This window comes from Sphingobacterium sp. 18053, from assembly GCF_902706145.1.
Taxonomy (GTDB): Bacteria; Bacteroidota; Bacteroidia; order Sphingobacteriales; family Sphingobacteriaceae; genus Sphingobacterium; species Sphingobacterium paramultivorum.
In genome coordinates, this window is record NZ_CACSJW010000004.1 from 510,278 (window position 1) to 528,483 (window position 18,206).

Annotated in this window: 15 protein-coding genes; 6 read left to right on the forward strand and 9 right to left on the reverse strand. The window is 37.2% G+C overall.

Going from position 1 to position 18,206, the window contains the following annotated elements; genetic code table 11:
* Positions 1–4 precede the first annotated feature (4 nt).
* Positions 5–775 (reverse strand): DUF72 domain-containing protein, encoded by a 771-nt coding sequence (locus GVK91_RS11920; RefSeq protein WP_159728964.1) that lies wholly within the window; start codon positions 773–775, stop codon positions 5–7.
* A 200-nt stretch (positions 776–975) separates the two neighbouring features.
* On the opposite strand from GVK91_RS11920, the gene GVK91_RS11925 reads away from it, so the two are divergent.
* Positions 976–2,079, forward strand: coding sequence for a glutaminyl-peptide cyclotransferase (locus GVK91_RS11925; protein ID WP_153848348.1), 1,104 nt, complete (start codon positions 976–978; stop codon positions 2,077–2,079).
* Positions 2,080–2,143: 64 nt separating this feature from the next.
* Here the strand turns inward: GVK91_RS11925 and GVK91_RS11930 are convergent, their stop codons facing one another.
* Together GVK91_RS11930 and GVK91_RS11935 are read right to left on the reverse strand one after the other, a co-directional pair.
* The gene (locus GVK91_RS11930; protein ID WP_159728966.1) at positions 2,144–3,019 is read right to left on the reverse strand and encodes a hypothetical protein; all 876 of its coding nucleotides are present in this window, start codon (positions 3,017–3,019) and stop codon (positions 2,144–2,146) included.
* Between the two features lie 26 nt (positions 3,020–3,045).
* Positions 3,046–3,546 carry a hypothetical protein gene (locus GVK91_RS11935; RefSeq protein ID WP_159728968.1) on the reverse strand — a complete coding sequence of 167 codons (501 nt, stop codon included), beginning with the start codon at positions 3,544–3,546 and terminating at the stop codon, positions 3,046–3,048.
* Between the two features lie 385 nt (positions 3,547–3,931).
* Here GVK91_RS11935 and GVK91_RS11940 point away from each other — a divergent pair, with 385 nt between their 5' ends.
* The 3 genes from GVK91_RS11940 (at position 3,932) to GVK91_RS11950 (ending at position 5,090) form a co-directional block, all read left to right on the forward strand.
* Positions 3,932–4,180, forward strand: coding sequence for a redox-active disulfide protein 2 (locus GVK91_RS11940; RefSeq protein ID WP_088160902.1), 249 nt, complete (start codon positions 3,932–3,934; stop codon positions 4,178–4,180).
* A gap of 7 nt (positions 4,181–4,187) precedes the next feature.
* Positions 4,188–4,418, forward strand: a complete 231-nt coding sequence (locus GVK91_RS11945) for a hypothetical protein (RefSeq protein WP_182332872.1) — start codon at positions 4,188–4,190, stop codon at positions 4,416–4,418.
* A gap of 114 nt (positions 4,419–4,532) precedes the next feature.
* Positions 4,533–5,090 (forward strand): GNAT family N-acetyltransferase, encoded by a 558-nt coding sequence (locus GVK91_RS11950; RefSeq protein ID WP_159728970.1) that lies wholly within the window; start codon positions 4,533–4,535, stop codon positions 5,088–5,090.
* A 105-nt stretch (positions 5,091–5,195) separates the two neighbouring features.
* Here the strand turns inward: GVK91_RS11950 and GVK91_RS11955 are convergent, their stop codons facing one another.
* The 3 genes from GVK91_RS11955 to GVK91_RS11965 form a co-directional block, all read right to left on the reverse strand.
* Entirely contained in the window at positions 5,196–7,442 is a 2,247-nt protein-coding gene (locus tag GVK91_RS11955) for a GH92 family glycosyl hydrolase (protein WP_159728972.1), read from the reverse strand.
* A 34-nt stretch (positions 7,443–7,476) separates the two neighbouring features.
* Positions 7,477–9,762 carry a GH92 family glycosyl hydrolase gene (locus GVK91_RS11960; protein WP_200845603.1) on the reverse strand — a complete coding sequence of 762 codons (2,286 nt, stop codon included), beginning with the start codon at positions 9,760–9,762 and terminating at the stop codon, positions 7,477–7,479.
* Between the two features lie 359 nt (positions 9,763–10,121).
* Positions 10,122–13,259, reverse strand: a complete 3,138-nt coding sequence (locus GVK91_RS11965) for a GH92 family glycosyl hydrolase (RefSeq protein ID WP_159728974.1) — start codon at positions 13,257–13,259, stop codon at positions 10,122–10,124.
* A 739-nt stretch (positions 13,260–13,998) separates the two neighbouring features.
* Between GVK91_RS11965 and GVK91_RS11970 the strand changes: the two genes are divergently transcribed.
* Positions 13,999–14,760: a response regulator transcription factor gene (locus GVK91_RS11970; RefSeq protein WP_159728976.1), complete on the forward strand. Its 762-nt coding sequence runs from the start codon at positions 13,999–14,001 to the stop codon at positions 14,758–14,760.
* Here the strand turns inward: GVK91_RS11970 and GVK91_RS11975 are convergent.
* Positions 14,757–15,497, reverse strand: coding sequence for a hypothetical protein (locus GVK91_RS11975; RefSeq protein WP_159728978.1), 741 nt, complete (start codon positions 15,495–15,497; stop codon positions 14,757–14,759). The genes GVK91_RS11970 and GVK91_RS11975 overlap by 4 nt on opposite strands.
* Positions 15,498–15,611: 114 nt before the next feature.
* On the reverse strand, positions 15,612–16,361 hold the full coding sequence (locus tag GVK91_RS11980) for a ThiF family adenylyltransferase (RefSeq protein WP_159728980.1): 750 nt from the start codon (positions 16,359–16,361) through the stop codon (positions 15,612–15,614).
* Between the two features lie 190 nt (positions 16,362–16,551).
* On the opposite strand from GVK91_RS11980, the gene GVK91_RS11985 reads away from it, so the two are divergent.
* A complete protein-coding gene (locus GVK91_RS11985; RefSeq protein WP_159728982.1) occupies positions 16,552–16,902 on the forward strand; it encodes a DUF2200 domain-containing protein in 351 nt (116 codons plus the stop codon).
* Between the two features lie 33 nt (positions 16,903–16,935).
* Here the strand turns inward: GVK91_RS11985 and GVK91_RS11990 are convergent, their stop codons facing one another.
* Positions 16,936–18,189: a PQQ-binding-like beta-propeller repeat protein gene (locus GVK91_RS11990; protein ID WP_153846188.1), complete on the reverse strand. Its 1,254-nt coding sequence runs from the start codon at positions 18,187–18,189 to the stop codon at positions 16,936–16,938.
* Positions 18,190–18,206: the final 17 nt, after the last annotated feature.

Consider the following 18,206-nt stretch of genomic DNA (forward strand, 5'->3'; position numbering starts at 1 on the left):
CTTTTTAAGCAGGAAATATTTTGCTCGCTGTGATATACTTGGCTAATGTATTCAGATTAGAAAGTGCCGCTCCAATTGTATTATTAAAATAAGTATAGACTTCTTTTCCCTCTGCAATCCAGTCGTTAATATAGGTGCTGTATTCAAACAATATGTCGTCCGTATAGCTTCCTTTATATTCACCATTTGGGCCATGGAATCGCATATAGATTATGTTTGCATTTGCATCTGCGTATTGAAGACGCATACCTTGCATATTCTTATCATGAATAACCAGATTCATATTATATGATTTTAAAAGTTCAGAAGTTTCTTCCCTATACCAAACGGGATGCCTAAATTCTACACAGATCGCCCATCCTTCACTTCTCTTGTCCTGAGCAATACAATCTAGCAATTCAGCAAGCAATCCAATAGAAGCAAATTTAAAAGATGGTGGTAATTGTATGAGCAAACACCCTTTCTTTTGGCCGACAGCGTCAATAACGGATAGAAATCTGGCGACATCCTGTGGATCAAATTTGAGTTCTTTTTGATGTGTAATTCCTTTCCATAGTTTAAACGTAAAACGAAAATTATCGGTCGTTTCTTCGGACCATCTTCTGACGGTTTCTTCTCTGGGGATTTTATAAAAAGAACTGTTTACTTCCAATGAATTAAATAATAAGCTATATACAGCCAATCGACTTTTATCCTGAAACTCCTCAGGATAGTAACTTTTATTCTTGTAAGGCAAAAGGATACCGCTCGTTCCAGTAAAATATGATTTTTCCATACCTTTATAACAATCGGCTAGCATATAATTGTTCATTTTTTTCTTTCACAGACGAATTATCTTTTGTATTGATCAGCAATTGAATTGCATATAAAAAACAATTTATCTAAGTTTGAGAAACGAGTATTACAGTAATAGCTATTTTTAAGCAACTCGTTTTCTAGTTTATTAGCGGATAATTAATCAAGCACACCCTCTCAATGCACAAAAAATCTTACCTCATTTGTTTCGTAATTGGCACCATTTTGGGCAGTTGTACCGGAAATAAAAGTAACAATACAACTTCAAGCTCCCAGCCCGAATATGCCGATAAAAATCCGACATTTACCTTTGACAACATTAAACAGAGCTATACGCAGGGCGAGGATCTGATCTTAAAGATGGGTAGCGAAAAAACGTCCAAAATAGACTCTGTTATTTACGCTATAAACGATAAAAAGATTGGTCAAGTAATCGGAAATGAACCTTTCAATTACTCATTAAAACAGGAGAAATTTGGCAAGCAAATTATTAAAGCTGTCATATTTAGCAATGGAAAACGAGAAGAAAATTCAGTCAATATAGATCTATTCGCTTCCACCCCTCCACTTTTGCTAAGCTATAGCATTGTGAATATTTACCCCCATGATATTAAAGCTTTCACACAAGGATTGGAGTTTTACGGGGATAATTTGATCGAAAGTACCGGGAATGGGGTTGGTCCTAGCGGAAATAAGGGTAAATCGAGTGTTCGCATTGTTAATCCTAAAACGGGTCAGCCCACCAAAAAAATTGAATTGGATGATTCAATTTTTGGCGAAGGTGCCACCGTACTAAATGGAAAATTATATCAGTTGACTTATAAAAATAATCTAGCTTACCTATACGATATAAACAGCCTTTCTGTTATTAAGACACTTCCTTACTTTCAGCCAATGGAAGGCTGGGGTTTAACTTCTGACGGTAAAAACTTATACATGTCCAATGGTTCTGATTATATCTATACGCTAAATCCAAATGACTTCTCAAAAATGGACTATATCCGTGCAGCAACGAACACAGCCATGGTGGATCAAATCAATGAAATGGAATGGGTAAAAGGAAAAATCTATGCAAATTTCTTTATGGAGGATGTCATTGGACGGATCGACCCTAAAACTGGTACAGTGGAAGCTTTAGTTGATCTATCTAAATTACGTGAACATGTAACACAACATGTGGATTTAGATGTATTAAATGGTATCGCCTACAATAAAAGATCAAACACTTTCTTTGTTACCGGTAAAAACTGGGATAAAATGTTCGAGATAAAGCTAACAGAATAGCTTTATCTCCATCAAAAAAACAACGTATTGTTCCGGAAACATCCAAATTGCGGTATCGCTAACTTTATGGTAATTCTTTCATTTTGTTAAAACCTTCGGTTACCATAGGGACAATTTGCGGTGTAAATAACTGTGGCAAATACGTCCTTGCCTCCATATCTTTATTGACAATCCATTGCGCATATTTATCTACTAAAAATTGTAATCGCTGTGCTGAAGATAATCCTGGTAAGGTATAATAGATACTTTTTTCGCCTTCTTTCCCTTCCATCTGCACATACCTCCCTTTGGTCACATTCAGGTGACTGCGGTGTTCAAAATCACGTAGAAAGAGCTCATCTTTATCGACGTTATCCCATTTGGGGTCACGCGGGCAACAAACCGATCCGTAACTTTCTTTTCGATAAACGGTAAGCATGTCTTTTGGGGAAATTGGTTTAACAAAATCGAACCTCGCGTTATCTTCACCAGAAAGCCGGATGCTGTCGACTTTAACCCCGCCATCCTCTCTTTTTATGGAATAATAAAAATTGGTCGTCGCAGGTTCTATACACATTCCGTTTTTCGAGGCTTCTTTGGCAACCTCATCATAATACCTCCAATCGGGGACAATCAGTACAAAATGTTGAAGATCGGGATAGAATTCAGTTGACCTTTTTAGTAACTCCACTGGAATTCTAGTACTCAAAAAGAAAACGTAAGTGGAATCTGGAACGATCTGCAAAGGAAGATCTATTAAGTAACTGCCATTTTTCTGAGTCACAAAATCATTGTCGATCATCACAACCTGACCATAGTATTCGCGATACCAATCGGGTTTCACAGTATCAGCTAATGAATACGGGGGTATTGACTGATGTGCAGCTATTTTGCTCTTACAGGACAATGCCATCATGGGTAAAATGATAAGCAAGTACCACTTATTTTTTAGTGTTAACATTGTTATAAAATTAAAATATATTTCAACTACTTTCCTCTTTGACTATCGACTTTTATTCCAGCTTGATTCAAGAAGGCTATTTGATATCCTAAACATGACTCAGCTAAGGCGGCAATTTTCTCTTTTTCATCAGTAATCTCCCGCAACAGACTTTTTCGATCCCCCTTTTTCTGTTCATCAATATATTTAATTAATAAAACACCATATCCATCAACGATCTCGGTCATATAACCAACTGTAGCGATGTGAAAACTTTCGGCAGTTTTACTGTATTTCAATTGAGAGGCTTCGCATTTTATTCCCTTTATGTAGCTACTCAAAGCGCGTGCCTCATTCAATTTCATGTGATACGAATAGTCTGATTTATCGACATCATATTCGCCTTCCAGCAATTTTCCATAGCTCTCATCCATTTTTTCTCGACAGCTATGAAAGAGCTTAGCCATTTTCTCGTTGTACCCCGATTCCGAATTACCCCTACAGGAACACATGGTAAATATCATAAAGATTAAACCTAGCATTCTCATTTCTTGATTTTTTTTACAAATAACAGCTTTTTAAAACAGTCTTTCCATCTCGTTTAATATTCGTGGTCTTTGTTTTAAGATTCGTTATTTTCCGCACAATCTACTTGTTCAAAACAAGACGCTTATACCTACTTACACAAACTGTTCGTTACCTGAAAGATGAAAAGGTTGCTCTTTTAAAAAACGAAATCCATAAAAATCACCTTATGCCGTGTTATTAAGAAAAAAGGTCCTTCGAAACCGACTATTTTTGCCATTTAATTAATCCTTTTTTAAAAAAAACAAGAAAAAGACTATATTTAACAAGATTCACACATCATTTAACGCAGAAAACTTTGTTTCTTAAAAAGAATTACGGAACTTAGAGACTATAAACCACCGAAATATGAATAATAGACCTTTAAACGGAATGACTGACGAAGAGCTTCAAACCAACAAAAAAACTGCTCTGGTAATTACTTGGATGCTCACAACCATGCTTTTTATCCTATTAGGCATGGGAATTTATACCTCAATTAGCAAAGGATTCAGTGCACTGATGGCCATTCCTTTCGCCTTATCTCCCATTGTTATTCTGAATTTTAAAAGAATAAAAGAAATCAATGAAGAACTCAAAATAAGAGGAGCTCAATAAAGTCATCATGAAACACCTCTCATTATTCGTATTCTTTATTTTACTCGCGGATATCGTATTTGGTCAAGAGATAAGTAAATCAACGACACAGACGATCACACAATCGGGTATTGGACTAGGTTCCGTAATTGCCGTTGTCACCTCATGGGATCGTAACAAATCTATACTTTGGGCTCTAATTCATGGAATACTAGGTTGGTTATACGTCATCTATTATGCCTTCACCCGCAACGAGTAACGATTCTTAAATATGATTCTCACCAGAAGAGCCAAGCCTATCGTTACCAGAATGTCTTTTCTTACATAACATCGCGATCAATTCCTTTTCTATATCTCGTCCTCAATCAAACACATGAGTTCCTCACCTATTTCCCATACAGATTTTGTCATTGAAGAAGTCAAAGAATCTAGCATTAACTTAATTTCTGAACTAGTAGAGCTGACTTTTAATATTGTCCAAGGAGGTGCCTCCGTAGGTTTTATGGAAGATCTAACAATTGAGCAGGCAAAAAGATTTTGGACTGAAGTACTGAACAAGGTCAAGCAGCAGAAAACAATATTGATTATTGCAAAAGATGCGTTTACGCATCGAATCGCTGGAACTGTTCAACTGCAAATCGACCTCCCATCAAATCAAACACATCGCGCAGATGTAGCCAAAATGTTAGTCCATACCGACTTTCGAAGAATGGGCATCGCACAAAATCTACTTCAACACATTGAAAATATAGCCATTGATCTAAATAAGACACTATTGGTACTAGATACAGTAACCGATAGCCCGGCTTATATCATGTATCAAAAATGTGGCTGGACGATAGTCGGAGATATCCCAAATTATGCCCTCTTCCCGAATGGAACATTGTGTAGCACGACTTACTTCTACAAAAGCTTGTCTATAAAAGCTTGATTCTGCCGACAAAATAAAAAGCCTCCAAAACGATTAAATATTCATTTGGAGGCTTCTCTTAATTATTTGGGAGTTTCACATAAGAAACTCCATTTACCTATAGACCTATCTATTTTTGTACCATACCGGTCCCGGTTTTTCGCCCATTTCTAGCACCAATGTCGCTCCAGACATAATTTGTTCATGTGTAATATAACTTGTTTCAAGAGGCTTACCATCGATCGTAATGGATTGTATATAAATATTAGATTTACTGACATGATTAGCTTTCACAGTAAATTTCTTTCCATTGGACAACTTCAATTCAACTTTTTCAAATAAAGGTGTACCGATTTCGTATTTTCCACTGATGGGATCTACAGGATAAAATCCCAATGAGCTGAACACATACCAAGCCGACATCTGCCCGCAGTCATCATTTCCACTTAATCCCGAAGGTGTATTCAAGTAAAGTTTGTTCATTACCTCTGCCGCATATTGCTGCGTTTTCCAGGGCTGTCCAACCGCATTAAATAAATAGAGTGCATGATGGCTCGGCTCGTTACCGTGTGCATATTGCCCAATCATTCCTGTACTAAAAATTGGCAGTTTGCTGGTGTCAGAAGGATGAAATGTAAACATGCTATCTAACTTCTGTCCAAAGCGCTCTTGTCCGCCAACAAGTTTAATCAATCCAAGGATATCATGTTGTACAGACCAAAAATATTGCCATGCATTACTTTCACAAATATGGGCACTATATTCCTCCGCATCAAATGGAGTAATAAATTTACCATGGCTATCTCGAGGTTGCATAAATGAAGTAGCCGGATTATACACATTTTTATAATTTTGAGCTCTTGCAAAAAATGTTCCCGCAATCTCTTTCTTTCCCATCTTATCGGCCATCATTGCGATGCAATGATCGTCATAGGCGTATTCAAGTGTTCTTGATAGGGACCAGTTTTCGGCATTGTATTCATCTTTGACATCATAAGGCACATAGCCTAGTTTTTTATACAGACCTATACCCCGATAGTTGTCAATATTAACTGTGGCAACACAGGCTTCCAATGCTTTTGATGCGTCAAAATCACCGATTCCTTTTAAATATGCATCTACAATGACAGGAATGGCATGATTTCCAATCATCATATCCGTTTCACTTCCATAAATATTCCATACGGGCAATCGACCGTGCTGTTCATAAAAGGCAATGAAGGACTTAATCATATCATTTACCCGACTAGGGTCGATATAGGTAAATAATGGATGCGAAGCCCTATAGGTATCCCAAAGTGAGAATGTACTATAATTGGTCCAACCTTCGGCCTGATGTACCTTCCGGTCAGCCCCCATGTAAGCACCATCAACATCACCGAAAATTGTCGGTGCCAGCATAGAATGATATAACGCTGTATAGAACTTAACTTGCTCCTCTTTGTCTTTGGTCTCGATTGCTAGCCTACCCAATTCGTGATTCCAATTTTGCTCTGCCTCCTTTAAATAATAATCAAAATCATCTTTTGGAACTTCTACTTTTAAGTTCTTGGAAGCGCCTTCCATACTTACACCCGAAAGGGCCGTACTTAAAGTCACTTGTTCTCCAGCTGCTGTCTTGAAATCAAAACGTGCTTTGAATGCAGTACCAATTCGTTTTGCACTTTTTGCCGTTGTATCAGCGCTGGATAATATTGCTGAACTATCGATATGAACGGCCATAAAAGGCTTAGAAAACCGAGTTTCAAAATAAACGCGTTGGCCTCTTGCCCAACCCTCCGAAAAACGATAACCACGAATAGTGACAGAATCAACCACTTCGATGTGTGAATCCGTGGTAGCATCCCAATTCATTGCTTTCTTTAAGTCTAAAAATACAGCAGACTCGGCTTTTGGAAACGTATAACGTTGAATACCGCAGCGTGCTGTTGCTGTCAGCTCTACATTTATATCATAATCAGTAAGTTTTACCTGATAGTATCCAGCGTGAGCCTTCTCGTCTTTATGCGAAAATTTGGAATGTATACCTAAGGGAGCCGCGGCTTCATGATAAGGTAAGGTAACCGGCATAAAAGATATGTCGTACAAGTCGCCAGCCCCGGTTCCACTTAAATGTGTATGGCTAAATCCGGAAATCGTACTGTCAGGATAAAAGTATCCGGAAATACGGTCCCAGCCAGGCAGCCCATTATCTGGGCTGAGCTGTACCATCCCAAAAGGTGATTGTGCTCCAGGATATGTATTGCCCGTAAAATCCGTTCCGATAAAAGGATTTACATACCCTGCATAAGAAGTCTCATCGGAATTTTTTAGTAAAGCGCAACCAATTAAGGACAAAAGGCCTGCACAGACCGCATAATTAATATATTTCATCGTGTAGATCAGTTTTTCAGTTTAGTTTGCCTAATTATCTATTTCCAGTAACGATTAGAATATCCTTACTATTGACCAAAGTCTGATGGTTGATTTTAAATCCATTGAATAGTTTTCCATCGATAACGATCTTTTTGATATAATCACCAGCATCCTCTTTTTGACGTCTTATCGTCACTTTGTCCCCGTTTGGATAATATTTCTTATCGAGTTGGATGGTCACTTTGTCGAATACCGGTGTTACAACTGTATAATCAGGTCTACCTGGACAAAAAGGATAGATTCCAATCATGTTCATTAAAGCCCATGTAGACATTGTTCCCGTATCGTCATTTCCCGGTATACCCCCTGGGCTGTTCGTAAAATGCTTTTCTAAAATTTCTTTGACCAGCTTTTGGGTACGCCATTCTTCTCCTTTGATTTCTGAAAACACATGTGGATACAGCATATCTGGTTCGTTGGTAACATCAAAATACCCTTTATCAAACGTTGCCTGCAGTCTATCCACAAATTTTTGCTTTCCGCCCATCAATTTCACCAAACCAGGTATATCAAATGGTATGGCAAAACTATAGTTCCAAGCGTTACCTTCATGGAAACCATGATTAGGTTCAAAATTGGCGCCCATCAATGGGCTAAATGGACTTAAAAACTCGCCGTTAGGAAGAATAGGTCTGAAAGTCCCATACTCCGAAGAATAATAATGTTTATATCCCTGTGCTCGCTTAGCAAAAATCTGAGCGTCTTTGGTTTTCCCCAATGAACCGGCCAATTGGGCTATGTTCCAATCTGCAACATAATATTCAATGGCATGAGATACCGAATTATCGAATGAATCGCGCAGTGGAACATACCCAAACTTCACATAGTCCGCATTGTCTGGTCTAATTTTATTCGTGGAATCCGTAGTCGTTGCCGATTTCAGAAACGCTTCATAAGCTGTATTAACGTCAAAATCCCGAATGCCTTTCATCCATGCGTCAACGATCACTGGAACTGCCGGATCGCCATCCATGGTATAGCTTTCTCGGCTATACAACTCCCATTTGGGCATCCAACCACTTTCCTTATAAATATCGATCATGGAACGTATCATACCCACCTGCTTATCGGGATAAACCAGCGACATTAAAGGCTGAACATTTCGGTACGTATCCCATAGCGAAAACACGGTGTAACGATTGTGATCTGCAACAAGTGTCTTCCGACTTTCCATGGCAGGATACTCTCCGTTTACATCCTGCAAGATATTTGGATGAATCATAGCATGATATAATGCTGTATAGAACACTGTTTTTTGGTCCTCGGTACCGCCTTCTACCTGTATCTTTGACAATGCATTGTTCCAAAGCGAACCTGCGTGCTTTTGTGTTTTTTCAAAGCTAAAATCTGCTTGTTCAGCATTTAGATTTTTACGTGCGTTCTCAATGCTCACAAATGATACGGCAAGCTGTACTTCTAAGCTTTCATTTTCTTTGACATCAAAACTAAAATATGCGCCAAGATCATCGCCGGAAAGCTGATCGGTATAGTCCGTAAAAATTTTATATTTTCCGGCATCTTTATTCCAATCATTTTCCCACTTTTCTCCGGCACGCTGGAATTTCCAATACCCTCTTTTTGACGGTTTTTTATTGACCCGCATAACAAAGAAGATTGGGTAAACAGCCTGATTATTCGTGTAACAGAAAGAGCCCAACAACTTAGATCCTTCTATTTCGGTATCACTTACATAACGAACTGTTGCTCCCGTTTCATTTGTTAAACCTTCGCCCAAATTAAGCAGGATATTTGCCTGTCCTTTTGGAAAAGTAAATTTCGAAACACCTACACGGGTTGTTGCTGAAACTTCGGTCTTGATACCGTATTTCTTTAACACATTGCTATAATACCCGGGGTGGGCAACCTCCTGCGTATAGGTACTTCCGTATTGATGATAATCAACCTCTAATTTCCCTGAGGTTGGCATCAACAACAGACTTCCCATGTCTGGACATCCTACCCCACTTAAATTAACATGAGAAAAACCTGTAAAATAACTGTTGCTATGTTCATAGGGAGTAGACCACCATCTTGCATCCTTATCAAATGCATTAAGTGATGATCCCATTACATTAAACGGAGAAACATTCATCAAGCCGTTGGGAACCTGAGCTCCCGGATTAGTTGTTCCATAATTGCTGGTACCGATAAACGGGTTGACATAGTCTGTAGAAAGCTTTTGGGCAGAAACGTTCTCCCAAAGAAATAATCCTAAAAGTAAAAAACGAATAGATTTGATCATATAATCTTGATAGACGACATTGTTAATTGCTTTCATTCAAGCAAACACCATAGGCCGCGCATTTTAGCGTGTACCTACAATACTACAGATAATCGCAAAGATTTACAAATCTTATAAGTGGTTATATCGATGATTTTACGTTTGTTAATAGGATTTAGCAAAACTAAAAATGTTAAGCAAAGAGATTTATGATAACCAATAACAACAAAAGCCTGAAGTGGGGAACTTCAGGCTTTTACTAACTAACCAATTATTAACCTAAATTATGAAACTACAGATATAACGCCGTCCGAAGGCAGTTTCTTATATCAGACCTCTTAGTTTAACCAAACTTTAACACATCCTTACTATACTTCAACTCGCCCTAAGTATGGTGCGGCAATAAAATATATCTTTTATTGGTACAATCCCCATTGCTTATTAGGGCTGGCTCCCATTTCTAAGACGAGCTCTCCTCCCTTTAGAAGTTCAGAAGCATCAAAGTAAAAGGTATTGAGGGGTTTTCCATTTAATGTTGCGCGTTGTACATACATATTTTTCTTATTTGCATTTTTCGCTTTGATAATAAACTGTTCACCTCTTCCATATTTACCATCCAATCTAATCTTAACCTCCTCAAAGAGTGGGCTTCCTATTTCATAAATTGGTTTGACCCTTGTTCCGCCATCTATCTGAAATAAACCAATAGCATTCATGATATACCAAGCACTCATTTGCCCCTGGTCTTCATCGCCGAGATAAGCATTCGAAACCCCTTGGCCATAATAGCGCTCACCTATGGAGCGGCTCCATTTTTGTGTCAACCAGGGCTTACTCAACCAATTAAAAATATAGGCAAAATGCATTGATTGCTGATTTCCCTGAACAACAGGATAATCCCAATATTGATCATTAGGGCCATTATAGCGCCATTTTTCACTTTCTGGAAATCCCCATTCCAATCGTTTTAAAAACACATCCTGGCCGATCATTTTAGCTAGTCCAGGAATATCCTGTGGCACAAAAAAAGTCAGTTGCCATGCATTTCCCTCGACATAATGATGGTTAGCTCCCGATTTAAAAGGGTCAAAATCTTTATACCATTCTCCTTTTGAATCCTTCATCCGAGCATATCCGCTACTGACATCTATCGCATTTTTCCACCAGTTTCCGCGATCATTGAAATAGCGATACTCCTGCTCTTTTCCTAGCGATTTTGCAAACTGCCCAACTGTCCAATCGTCAAAACTATATTCCATTGAATTTGAAAACCGCCCCACATCATAGGGAACGTACTTATATTTTAAATAGACATCCAAATCCCTATTACCCGCAAAACCACCTTCAAATTTCAATGGACTCGTTGTCTGCATTTTTTTAACAGCTTCAAATGCCTTTTCGGTATCGTAGTCTCTAATCCCCATCTGGTATGCCCCAACAATTAACGGTATTTCATGTTCAGCAACCATGACGGGTATATACTCCATTCCAGCCGGCCCTTTCGCCAGCCAGCCATTTGCGTCATACATCGCAAGTTGCGATCTAACCCATTTACTGGACCATTCCGGTGTAACCAGATTCCAAAACTGATTTAAATTCCAAAAGGTATTCCAGAAAGCATCACAGCCTAAGGCGAGATCCCCTTTATGGGTTAAAGTTCGTATCACTTCATCCGAAGACCTCCATTGACCATTCACATCACTAAATGTGTTTCGGCTTGCCAAAGTGCGATACATATTGGTATAGAATTTCTCTTTTTCAAAATAGTCTGAAGACTTTATCTCCAATCTACCTAAAAGTTCATCCCAAACTTTATGTTGATTTTCCACGACCCGATCAATGGACCATCCGAATGGCTCCGACAGTTCCGTTTTTAAATTCTCCTCTGCATTGGCTAAGCTCACATAGGAAATCCCCGTGCGCAGTTGTACAGCCTTATCTTTGTGCACATCAAATTCCACGTACATTCCCGCAAATTGAGCACTATCGGCGACCAAATCGGTCCGTTCTGTTATCTTATCATTATGCCATGTACCATAGTTTTTTATCGGTTTATCAAACTCCATCACAAAGTATACGACATAATCCTGTTTTGCATCCGTGGACCAAACGTTTTCAGATAATTGATTACTGTATCCCACAACCTTATAGTCAGAAACCTTTTTCAGCGAGAAATCTTTAATTTTATAATCATATTCTCCATTAACCTTAAGATCAATCATAATACGTCCTGTGTCCGACTTATGATAAGTATATTGTTGAAAGCTGGAACGTGTACCAGCCGTCAATTTTACATCGATATCGTGATCAAGGAGATGAACAGCATAATATCCCAATGGAGCCTTTTCGCTGGTTTTATCTATTGCTGATCGATATCCTGAATTTGTACTATACTGATCTCCGACCCGAGTTTTCAATTGACCTGCTGTCGGAAATGTTCCCAATCCAGCCATTGTCCATTCGTGAATATGGCTAAAAGTACCAATAGATTCGATAGAAGGCTCATAACCAGCCTGCCAGCCAATATTTTGGTTATCTGGACTTATCTTTACCATGCCAAAAGGCATCCACGGTCCCGGGGCTATCATCCATCTGGAATGTCCTGCACCCATCATCGTGTTCACATAATCTGAAACTCCACCTAGTCTTTTTGGGCCCCGCTTGATTGTTGATGACTGTATTAATTGCCCATTACTATAAATTTCATACTTACTCCATATATCCTTAGCGACATAAGGCATTGGTATTTCAAGTTTCGCTGTACCTTTTTCAAGTGTTTTCTCATAAATTTTCTTTCCATCTAAGACTACTTTCAACTGTTCATCATCTTTCAATTTCAAGAGATCAACCAGCATATTTTGGACGGGTTTCCCTGCACTTAGGATCTCAAAATCAGCTTGCTGTACATTTTTAACAATTACAGAGCGATTAGCTATTAACTTTACTTGCTGTGAACCCAGCAGTTTAAAGGAATCAAATTCAACCCAACCTCCCTTTATGACAGTCATGGTAATCTGATTTCCTCCTTTCTTAATGAGATTAGCTGGTAATGGTATATTTATCGTAGAATTTCCAGATTTTAAAGGATTCTCTAGCGGCTCACCATTTCCTGCTCCCCGCTCCACCTCAAAATTATAGGGCTTGCCATTGATTGCGATCTGTAGCGTAGGTCTATTTTTAGGGTCACTATTTGCTAATTTAACCTGGAGTGTGCACTGACCATTTTTTATACCATTGTTTAACACATAGTATAGATTTAAAAAATGTGTTCTCAGACCAGAGGTTCCTCCAGTCCCCCCCCATTCATTGGCCGGACCGGGCAATACATAGGGTAAATCCTTTGTTAAAGAAGATTGACCGATGATAAACGCATTGTCTTCATAACCAAAATCATGTTCCAAAAATTTCTTATATCCATTCGGAGACAAGGCAAATTCGCTGCTTGAACCGTCTGAATTTCCCAATTGCCAAATTGCGTGCTCCTGACCAACAACAGACTGCACACACATGAACAACAGACCGGTGGCAAAAGAAAGTGAGAAACGTAATTTCATAAGTATCAGATTTTATAATTTTTAATTACATCAGTTGCTTTCCTCGTAAACTATACGAAACAATTCACAAAACACATCACATTGTACATACATTAATAATCTACAAAAAACGTTTAAAAGCAAAACTTTAAGCACAATATTACTACAAAAAAAACAAATATCAAACGAATAAAATCAAAATGTATATACATATAAAAAGAAAAAAATAAACTGAATCTAATTGACACAAGCGTGGGAAAATGAAAGGTTTTGATTCTTAGATGGAAAAGAGCTGTATTTTGCAAAAAAGGGCAAAATATAGTCCAGTGAATAGCTACTCAGAGAAATAGTTTTATAGGAAATTAGCGGGAATTGTTATTATATTTGCTCCAAACTTTGTCAAATATCTTATTTATTTAAAAATTATTATTGGGAAATTGATTTCAATAGGTTATATTTATATAATTTAATTGCAATATTGGGCAAAGGTAAGCAGTAAAACTATTAGATTTATAATCTAATAAATATTCTACACATTTGTGTAGGACATTTATTATCAAGTAAAATAGAGACAAAAAGTGTTGAAATACGTCATTTTTTAGTTCTAGAAAAACATAAAACACGTATAAATACTTAACAAACGGCTATTTTAAATATTTTATTTGAATTTAAGTCATTATTTTTGCCTTACAAATTAGCGTAAAATTTACGCTAATTTATTATTTAGATACTAGAGTAAATCCTTTTTGTAGTTTACAATATGAAAGTTGAGATTGAAGATTTTTTTAAGCCGGTATATGTTAAAGATAATTTTACTAAGGATGACTACGAAATTGTAGATGCCTATATTAATTTTGCAAAGTCTCTCAGCAAATTAACTTACCAAAGCATATATTTAATTGATTATTCAAAAAAGAGCTTTCTGTTCGTGTCTGATAACCCTATATTTTTATGTGGAAATACTCCTTCTGAAGTTCAAAAAAAAGGATATCAGCATTATTTGGATAATGTACCTGAAGGAGACTTACTGCTGTTAAAGAAAATAAATGAAGTCGGATTCGAATTTTTCGAAAATCTTCCGACTGAAGACAAATTAACGCATTCAATATCCTATGATTTTCATTTGAAGCAAGCTAAAGGAAAACCTCTTCTTATAAACCATAAACTGAAGCCTATTCTTTTAGACAAATCTTCAAACCCCTGGATTGCACTATGTGTAGTTTCCATTTCTTCACATGCCAATGCGGGGAATATTAAGTTTAAATCTGACGATGCGGGCAAACAATTTGAATATAATTTAGATACTGATCTTTGGGTAGAATCTCCTCATGTCAAACTAAAACCACGCGAGAAAGATATTCTTCTTTTTTCAGCTCAGGGATTCACAATGGAACAAATTGCCGATAAATTATACGTTTCAATTGATACCATTAAGTTTCACAAAAAGCAAATATTCTCAAAATTAAAGGTGAAGAGTATTACTGAAGCAACAGCATTAGCTATTGAGCTATCTCTATTCTAATTAGATACTCTATTTTTGCCGCCATTATTATCAGATACTCTATTTTTGCCGCCATTATTATCATTAAAACCCATATGTTTTGCTTTAATAGCAAAGCTATCCGAATCATCACTATTAGCTAAACAATATTGAGCGACTTTATTTTTCTGAATGAAGTAATCGAGCCATTCAGTTCTAATATAAATAGGCAGGGTTTCTGAATATAAATAGATGATTGGACTGCCAAGCTCATACGAAGGTATGCCAAGTTTTAGCAGCGTATTAACCAATTTTTTGTCACACTCGGCGATGATTAAGCCGTTATCCAAAAAATGAGGTGGAAAAAATGCATCAAAGAGCATTTTTTTTAAAATGCTGATCCGTTGACCTTCAATCTTCTTCGAAATAATAAATCGTCCGATATGCCAATAGTGATTTACTTTTTGCGACAAAAGCTCTTCTTTTGATACGGAAAATAATTTTTGAATGGGTAATATTGTTTCTCTATCCCAATAGGTGATGCGAATTGATGCATGGATATTATGCATTTTTCGGTCACGCAGAACATAATAAATTGAAGTATCAAAAAAACTTAAATCTTCGCCTAATAAATTCTTATAATGATGAGTATATTCTTCATTAAGAGAATCATCCAAATTATAATATTCAGCTGTCGTCCTTAAATAAAAATGAATGAGTTCAAAAAGTTCTTCCTTTTTAAGTTTAGTGAAATAATAATTATCAGATGTCCAATTCATGTAGATGGTATTCAAGAGCAATAAAAATAAGCACTTTCCTCCTAAATTCCCGCAGCATTAAAATTACTACACAAAAGTGTAATAAAACAATCGATTCTTTATCTTATATTATAATCAGCGAATCATGGATAAATAATAGGAATCTGGAAAGAATTTCACAGGTTTTGCTGTTGCCAAATTGAATACGACGTGACTTACCATGCCAGATAGGAGGTATAAACCTAGGGATAGCTGCGGCGGAGGTGACGTCAACGCAATCTTACCATATTCTTCCAAAAATTCCTCGAACCATTTCGTTTCTATACCTTTTGTTTTTAAACTATCCACAATGAATTTCCCGACATTTAATTCAAATGTCTTGTGGGCCTTTTCCAATGAATGTAGATTAAGACCCTCAGGTGGAAGAACTGTTAAAAATCCTGCCCAGCCCAAATTATAAGGATGTACTACCGGTATATTTCTTTTTGCCATATACTGGTCAAAAACAAAAGGAATATCAGAAGAAAAATCCAGCGCATTGATAGCAACCTTATGGTTAATACCGATATCAAATAGATTATCTTTGTCAATAAATTCTGGAAATACTGTTATTTTGGCTTCCGGATTAATTGTCTGTAAGCGATCCTGTAAAGCAATTACTTTCTTTACACCAATATCCTTGTTTGTATAGTTTTGTCTATTTAGATTTGACAACTCGACAATATCACCATCGGCAATTGTGAAATTTTCGAAACCCATACGCAATAAGCACTCTGCAATGTAACTTCCTATTCCGCAACCTCCTATCAGCACAGGAAAGTCTTTGATACGTTGTTGATCCTCTTCTTTAATATGTATGTTATTTCGAATATACCTCAAATCCATATATAATCTTTCAATAATTTTGTATCACATAAAAATAGAATTATAATTTATATTATTATTAAAGAAATTGCTAAGTAAATTCTATAGTTACGTAGCACCAATTAGCGATGTTTTTGCTTAATTTAGCCAACTATCCTTTGTTTTTATTTTCATTCAAAATGAATACCTTTAATAAAATCAATGTGTAAAAATGGATAATACAAGAATATATCGCATGTCATTTGCTGGTGTATACCCGCTTTATATACAAAAGGCCGAAAGAAAAGGACGCACAAAAGAAGAGGTTGACGAAATCATTTTCTGGCTTACCGGCTATAATCCGGTATCCCTACAGCAAACGATTGACGATAAAATCGACTTTGAACATTTCTTTAAACAAGCACCTTGCTTAAACCCGAATGTTTCAAAGATCTCTGGTGTAATCTGTGGCTATCGCATTGAGGATATTGAAGATCCGCTAGTTCAGAAAGTTCGTTATCTCGATAAGTTAATTGATGAACTGGCCAAAGGTAGATCCATGGAAAAAATATTGAGAAAGTAAGACCTGCTACGATTTGTAAATAGCGCGTACTTACTATTCCAATGCATAGATGGCACCATCAGCGGAACTAAAATAAAGCCGATTTCCATCAATCCATATTGTTGAAAAGATACTTCCCATCTGCAGGTAGTCTGCAAAGAGTCTTGTAATATTATCCTCATATTTTTGTTGCAGATCGGCGCGGAGCATATTTTCATCATTTATAAACAATTGCCTATTCTTTTTACTCGACTCCGTTTGAAAAATAGGCACAACTTCTCCGTTTTTTATATCCAATCTATAAATTACACCATCCAGCGTTCCAAAAAAAGCCTCATTACCAGCAATTGAGGCACTGCTAAATGTATTTAAAGGTACTTTAGGTTCAACTATTTTCACGCCGTCCATTCTATTTAAAACAAGTATACTATAGGAATCCGACATGGTTACAACAAGCTTATCGTCAAAAATACTAGGAACACTTGTCCAGCTTCCCGGTTGATGATATACCCAAAATCCACTTCCATTCGTGGCATTTAGCGCATATACATTAAAGTCACGAGCACCAAAATAGACTGTACTGTCGGCGACTGCTGCATGGAACTGAATCTCACCTTTTGGAAAATAACGTTCGCCAACCGTTTTAAACTTCCAATGAAGGGTACCATCTTTTTTCAAACAATAAAAATAACCATCAAAACTACCAATGAAAACACGCTCTTGTGTCAGCGTTGGGGCTGCATGCACAATACCTCCAGTTAGGAATTTCCAAACAAGTTTTCCCGATTTAGCATCTACGGCATAGACATGATGATCCCCAGACCCAAAATAGACTACACCATCTGCAACCGCAGGAGATGAGAGGAAATAGTCCCATACATCATAACTCTTTTCACCATCTGTTGAAAACTGCCATAATTTTCGACCTGTTTGGGCATCCAGGGCATACAAGTAGCCAGCAGTGCTTAAAAAATACACTGTTCCGGCATCAAGAGCAACAGTTGACCGAATTTCACCTGTAGTTTTATACTTCCAAAGTATATTACCGCTCGTTTTATTCAATGCGTAAAGATTACTGTCGCAAGACCCGACAAAAACGATGTCCTGCCAAACGACGGGCGAAGAAAACAGCATTCCCTTTGTTTTGAATTTCCATTTCAACGCGGGATTTAACCTAATGTTGGATTGTGCTGTATAATTTTGACGATCTAGGCCTCTAGCCAGGTGCTGCGCCCGTAATTGACAAAAACATCCCACTGCAATACATAGGATAATAATTGGGCGCCAATCATATTTTAGTCCAAACATCGATGTACTTTTATTCA

What these genes read in the sequence shown, in the direction of transcription:
- GVK91_RS11920 (WP_159728964.1), bottom strand. Translation starts at nt 775, where the DNA reads ATGGAAAAATCATATTTTACTGGAACGAGCGGTATCCTTTTGCCTTAC.
- GVK91_RS11925 (WP_153848348.1), top strand. Translation starts at nt 976, where the DNA reads ATGCACAAAAAATCTTACCTCATTTGTTTCGTAATTGGCACCATTTTG.
- GVK91_RS11930 (WP_159728966.1), bottom strand. Translation starts at nt 3,019, where the DNA reads ATGTTAACACTAAAAAATAAGTGGTACTTGCTTATCATTTTACCCATG.
- GVK91_RS11935 (WP_159728968.1), bottom strand. Translation starts at nt 3,546, where the DNA reads ATGAGAATGCTAGGTTTAATCTTTATGATATTTACCATGTGTTCCTGT.
- GVK91_RS11940 (WP_088160902.1), top strand. Translation starts at nt 3,932, where the DNA reads ATGAATAATAGACCTTTAAACGGAATGACTGACGAAGAGCTTCAAACC.
- GVK91_RS11945 (WP_182332872.1), top strand. Translation starts at nt 4,188, where the DNA reads ATGAAACACCTCTCATTATTCGTATTCTTTATTTTACTCGCGGATATC.
- GVK91_RS11950 (WP_159728970.1), top strand. Translation starts at nt 4,533, where the DNA reads ATGAGTTCCTCACCTATTTCCCATACAGATTTTGTCATTGAAGAAGTC.
- GVK91_RS11955 (WP_159728972.1), bottom strand. Translation starts at nt 7,442, where the DNA reads ATGAAATATATTAATTATGCGGTCTGTGCAGGCCTTTTGTCCTTAATT.
- GVK91_RS11960 (WP_200845603.1), bottom strand. Translation starts at nt 9,762, where the DNA reads ATGAAAGCAATTAACAATGTCGTCTATCAAGATTATATGATCAAATCT.
- GVK91_RS11965 (WP_159728974.1), bottom strand. Translation starts at nt 13,259, where the DNA reads ATGAAATTACGTTTCTCACTTTCTTTTGCCACCGGTCTGTTGTTCATG.
- GVK91_RS11970 (WP_159728976.1), top strand. Translation starts at nt 13,999, where the DNA reads ATGAAAGTTGAGATTGAAGATTTTTTTAAGCCGGTATATGTTAAAGAT.
- GVK91_RS11975 (WP_159728978.1), bottom strand. Translation starts at nt 15,497, where the DNA reads ATGAATTGGACATCTGATAATTATTATTTCACTAAACTTAAAAAGGAA.
- GVK91_RS11980 (WP_159728980.1), bottom strand. Translation starts at nt 16,361, where the DNA reads ATGGATTTGAGGTATATTCGAAATAACATACATATTAAAGAAGAGGAT.
- GVK91_RS11985 (WP_159728982.1), top strand. Translation starts at nt 16,552, where the DNA reads ATGGATAATACAAGAATATATCGCATGTCATTTGCTGGTGTATACCCG.
- GVK91_RS11990 (WP_153846188.1), bottom strand. Translation starts at nt 18,189, where the DNA reads ATGTTTGGACTAAAATATGATTGGCGCCCAATTATTATCCTATGTATT.